The following is a 4,863-nucleotide window of genomic DNA, read 5'->3' as shown; positions in this document are numbered from 1 at the left end:
GGGCATGAGCAGAGAGAGAGGCAGGCTTGTTCATGACATTCCTAGAGTTAAACGATCTCGTTGTCGACACTTTGGACCACGTCGATCAAAAGGGTAGACCAATCGCCATGGGCGCGAACAGCGTGTGTCATTAGGTCGCGTTTTTCAGGATTGACAAACACGCGAACCCGTTTGACTTGATCGTCGAATTGTTGACGCGCTAGCGCGCGAGCGACTGGGGAAACGTTCGCCAGCGTGACACCGATTGGCAGCCGGCTGTGGGTGACTTTGTCTGGGCTATCCGCGCCGCCGCTGACATCCACGTCACTTGCGGCACGATCAAAGCTGCCATCACGCAGGATCACGTCGACATTGATGTCAACCTCAAGCTTAACCGGCGGCGCATCAATCAGAATGTCTTCGGCAACGACCTGTTCACCGCTCACCGATGACACACGGGCGGCCAGTTTCTCACTCGCAGCAACCAACCACCAATACGGACGTCGGGCGATTTGGCGATGCACTTCGACAGGCTGCCCTTCAACGGCATCGATCGCGCTAAACTCAGCGACTCGTTTGTAAAGCCGACGTTGAGCGCCAAACAAACCGTCGACGAGTTGATGTGTGTTCCCAAGCGATGCGTCACGAATACTGTTGCTGGTCTCAACAAGCCGAGCGATCCACTGGGCATCGTTCAACTTGAAGGTGGATTCAAGTTCGATGTTGTCCTTCATTAAGAACACGGCGCGCTGCAGCATCGCGGTTGCCGCGCGAACGGTGTGATGCCAATAGACTTCGCTAAACATCACATAGCGGGCGAACACCATCATCTCGGCCGCCGTCCGCCCTTTTTCGCCGATTGCCAAAATACCTTTGGTCGGATGAACACACATCGATTCGATCAGACGCCCAACATCAAAATTGCGACCATACGGGACCCCTGAATGCAGGCTGTCGCGTTGCAAATAGTCAAGTTTGTCGATATCGATCGGACCGCTGAGACAACTGCGAAGAAAATCGAGCGGAATATGACTCGTAGGCGATTCCGCCGATTTCTTTGCCGGTTCCAACAGATCGACAACATCTTGGATCTCGCACGACCAATCCTGCTGGATGCATTGACGAAGCTCGGATTGCTGGATCCACTCGGACACACGTGATTCGTGTTCGCGGAATCCAGCTAACTTCATATCTTCGATCGGATGACAAAACGGCCAGTGCCCGACGTCGTGCAAGAGCGCCGCCAAGACAAACGCATCGGCCGAACGTGCATCGAGCGGCGGGTTCAGCGAAGCATCGCCGGTGAATCTCGCCAGCAACCGCAGCGAATTCAGATAAACGCCTAACGAATGTTCAAATCGAGAGTGGGTTGCACCGGGGTAAACCAACGCCACCATCCCTAGTTGGCTGATCGAAGCCAAGCGACGCATCGGTGGCGAATCAATAATGCGTCTTACGCGGGGCGAGATCGGTACCCCTTCGGCCGGTGGAATGCGAACCAGCGACGAGGCTTGGTTGAGCTGCGCGACTTCAGGAATCATGGCGTGCATCATTGACGGTCATTTGCACTGCCAATCCGGCCTCGCGGAGCCTCGCGTCTTCCTGATTCTCTACTCCTGCCAACGTGACTCCGGCAATCAAGGCCAACAATATCGCCGACAACAGATACAGTCCGGCATGAGTCAGCCCTCCCACCATTTCGACTTCGAACGTGTTCATGGCAATGAACGTCCCCACCCCCAACATCACGCACAGAATGATCCCGAACGTCATGTAATTCATCTCCGACGCCTTTTCGAGATCGAACACGTAGGTGGGGACAAACGCGTAGATGATCCAAAGCGAGGCATAGAGTGCCGAACAGATCAACACTCGATTTCGCAACTCGATTCCCGTATAGGGTTCGAGTTCTTGATCGTAGACAAACGAGTACCCCCAGCGAACCAGCGGCGGGGCAATCACGATTAAACCGATGATTTGGGCAATCAGCGGGGGTCCATTTTCGCTGCTGAACAAGCGAAGCCCGATCGCGATTGCCAAAGCACCGACCACCGCCGAGATCGTGATGGCCAAGCCCTTGCGGGTGACGTCCGTTTCGGTGCGTTTGATCGGCTTCAGGACGCTGACGCCCTTGCGATCTTTCGGCGCACCGTCATCGGGCGCATGAATCACCACTTCCTCGGACTTGTCCGGGACCGCTATGGTACTCTTGCAACCGGGACAGGGTCCCTTTTTGCCGGCGAACTTATCGCTGACTTGGAATCGCTTAAAACAATTTGGACAGGTTACTTGGATCGGCATGAAACAGAATCAAGAGAAGCAGGAGCCGTGTCATGGGAAAGGCGACAGTATAGCGACTTTACCGTCGGCACATGTGGTACTCTACCAGCCTGAGATTCCGGGGAATACCGGGAACATTGGCCGGACCTGCGTCGCGGTGGGAGCCAAGTTGTGGATCGTGCACCCCGCCGGGTTCCAATTGGACGAAAAGCACGTCCGCCGGGCCGGTTTGGATTACTGGAAGCACCTGATGATCGAAGAAGTGGTCAATTGGGACGCCCTAACCGAAAAACTTTCGCCCCGCCGATTTTTCTATTTTTCGCGGTTCGCCACCAAGACGATCTGGGACGCCAATTTTCAGAAAGACGACGTGTTCGTGTTCGGCAGCGAGTCGTCGGGGTTGCCTGAATCGATCCTCGATCGTGACGCACCGAACGCGCTGCGAATCCCCACCACTGGCAAAGTACGAAGTTTAAATCTTGCCACCACCGCCGGTATCGTGTTGTACGAACACCAACGCCAAGTGCGAAGCCTCGGCGAGTAAGTCGCCGAAACCGCCAGACCGATGACATCTAACGTCGAATTGCGCCAGCCGCCCGGATGCAGCGAGTAACACGGTCCGCACGGCCGCCGGTGCCTTGCGCGTCATGCAACGCTGTAAATCATCTTCCTGTAGCGACCTTCCCCAGAAGGTGGTGATTCGCATATGGGCAGCAACGATCCGCACTCGTCCACGCTCTAGCGAACGTCGTCACGAAACGCCGACGCCGAATTTCCGGGCTCTAAATGGATCACAGTGGTGCGCGTCACGGCTGATAAAAAAACGTTCCCAAGAACATCGTCCTGGGAACGCATTGTTTGCAGTGAGCTTGCGGAAATTATTGTCCGGGAGGTCCGAAGTTGAACTGAGGCATTGCACCGGGTCCGCCAGGGAATCCGGCTGCGGGATTCGGAGCTTCCGACTGACCGCTTTGGAACAACTCTTCGCGGCTGAGACGAAGTTTGCGATAGGTTTCTTCAGGAATCACGTAGTACCAATCGGCAAAACGAGCATTCAAATCTCGAACCGCTCGACGGGCCACCTCGAGCTTGTCTTTTCGCTCGTCCAGCATCCGTTGATTGGCTTTCGTGATCTTTTCCTGTTCCGACGCCAATCGCTCAAGCATCTCTTCTTCGCTTAGCTGTTCGGAATCCGCAGCCTTTTCCTCGTCAGCATCCTTCTTCTCAGCATCTTTCTTCTCTGCGACTGCGGGCTCGGCTTCCGACTCATCGTCGGCCTCGGCATCGTCCGCGACTTCCTCTTGAGCTTCGCCTTGACCGCTGGCTTCGCCCGAGCCCTCGAGTTCACTCTCGCCCGATTCCGCAGGCGTTTCGTTTGATTCCGCCTCGACCTCTTCGACTTCCTTGGGCTCTTCCGCCTTCGCGTCGTCGGATTTCGCTTTCTCTGCCTTCATTTCTTCAGCAGGCTTCGATTCCTCGGCAGCTTCTGATTCTTCCGTTGCCTCGTCCTCTTTCATCTCGGCTTCGGATGCGTCCTCTTGTTCCGCCGCTGGTTTCTCAGCTTCCTCGTCCGCCTTTGCTGGTTCCGCCTTCGGTTCGGTTTCTCCCAACAACTTCCTCAAATCATCAAGGTTTTGTGGGATCTCTCGCAATTGCGGTGCAGGAAATTTCGATTCGTCCACTTGCGTGGTAACCAACAAATAGCGATTCACTCCGCCGCTGGTCGCTTCCTCGCCCTCTTTGGCTTCCTGGTCCGCTTCGTCGGTCAATCCAGAAACGTTGCCAAAGCGAAGCAGGTATTGAACGCCATTTTTCAGCGAAACGGTCAATTCACCATTCGCCGAAATCATTTCGTATTCGCCTCCATCGGAGGTTTGCAGCGGATAGAACCCACGGCGAGCAAGCGATTCGAGAGCTTCTTGGTCCGAGACAAGATCTTTGTCGGCGCGAAGGTTTTCGCTGATGCCTGCCGGTTTGCGAACGACATCCACGATCTTCAGATCGTCCAAAGCGTTCTTCATCTCGTTTAACTTGGTCGCATTAAGCGTTTCGCCGGGCTTGACTGCAACCGGAGTCGGTTCGCCGAGTGGATTGTTCTCGGGGTACTTCATCAGTTTATCAAGTTTCCACTGTGAACCGTCCATTGCGACGCTGGCGACATAGTTCCGCTGCAATGAAATTCCGTTGGCCCCAAGACTGGCGCTATAGTCCTTGATTTCCATCGTATCGATATCGATGCTGCTTAGCTTCAGCAGGTCTTCTTCGATCCAATCTTGAAACCGAGTCGTCAGCGGCGTGTCATCAAGCTTGACGACATAAACCGGATCTTGGCCCGGTTTGCGGACGTAAACTTTCTCAGGATCGTCTTTCAGTTTGTCGCCAATGATCAACGCAGCCAACGTTTTTTGCGACTCATCCTTCAGCGTCACTAAGCGGCCGACACCTTCATCACCACGCTTGAGTTCTTCGAGTTTCGGCTCGGCAACACCAAGCCCCTCGTGATCCTCGGGGTTTTCCGATTGGATATCGAGCACCTTCAAGTCGACAAGCGAGTTCGCTGCCTCTTTCATGTGATCGACCGCGTCGGCGGGATAGCCTTTGTTG

General features: G+C 54.9%; 4 protein-coding genes. 1 reads left to right on the top strand and 3 read right to left on the bottom strand.

Annotated features, from left to right (window positions below; all coding sequences use genetic code 11):
- Positions 1–47: 47 nt before the first annotated feature.
- Both ABX962_RS30280 and ABX962_RS30275 read right to left on the bottom strand, forming a co-directional pair.
- The gene (locus ABX962_RS30280) at positions 48–1,532 is read right to left on the bottom strand and encodes an HD domain-containing protein (protein ID WP_372725142.1); all 1,485 of its coding nucleotides are present in this window, start codon (positions 1,530–1,532) and stop codon (positions 48–50) included.
- On the bottom strand, positions 1,510–2,280 hold the full coding sequence (locus ABX962_RS30275) for a hypothetical protein (RefSeq protein WP_372725140.1): 771 nt from the start codon (positions 2,278–2,280) through the stop codon (positions 1,510–1,512). Before ABX962_RS30275 ends, ABX962_RS30280 begins: the two co-directional genes overlap by 23 nt.
- On the opposite strand from ABX962_RS30275, the gene ABX962_RS30270 reads away from it, so the two are divergent.
- A complete protein-coding gene (locus ABX962_RS30270) occupies positions 2,279–2,803 on the top strand; it encodes a tRNA (cytidine(34)-2'-O)-methyltransferase (RefSeq protein WP_339936407.1) in 525 nt (174 codons plus the stop codon). The two genes, ABX962_RS30275 and ABX962_RS30270, sit on opposite strands and share 2 nt — an antisense overlap.
- Positions 2,804–3,137: 334 nt before the next feature.
- Here the strand turns inward: ABX962_RS30270 and ABX962_RS30265 are convergent.
- Positions 3,138–4,863, bottom strand: a 1,726-nt coding sequence (locus tag ABX962_RS30265) for a hypothetical protein (protein ID WP_372725138.1), incomplete at its 5' end; no start/stop codon positions are given.

The sequence above is a fragment of the Novipirellula sp. genome (assembly GCF_041583735.1).
GTDB lineage: Bacteria > Planctomycetota > Planctomycetia > Pirellulales > Pirellulaceae > Novipirellula.
The sequence above is the reverse complement of the archived record's forward strand: the minus strand, read 5'-3'. Positions and strand labels throughout refer to the sequence as shown.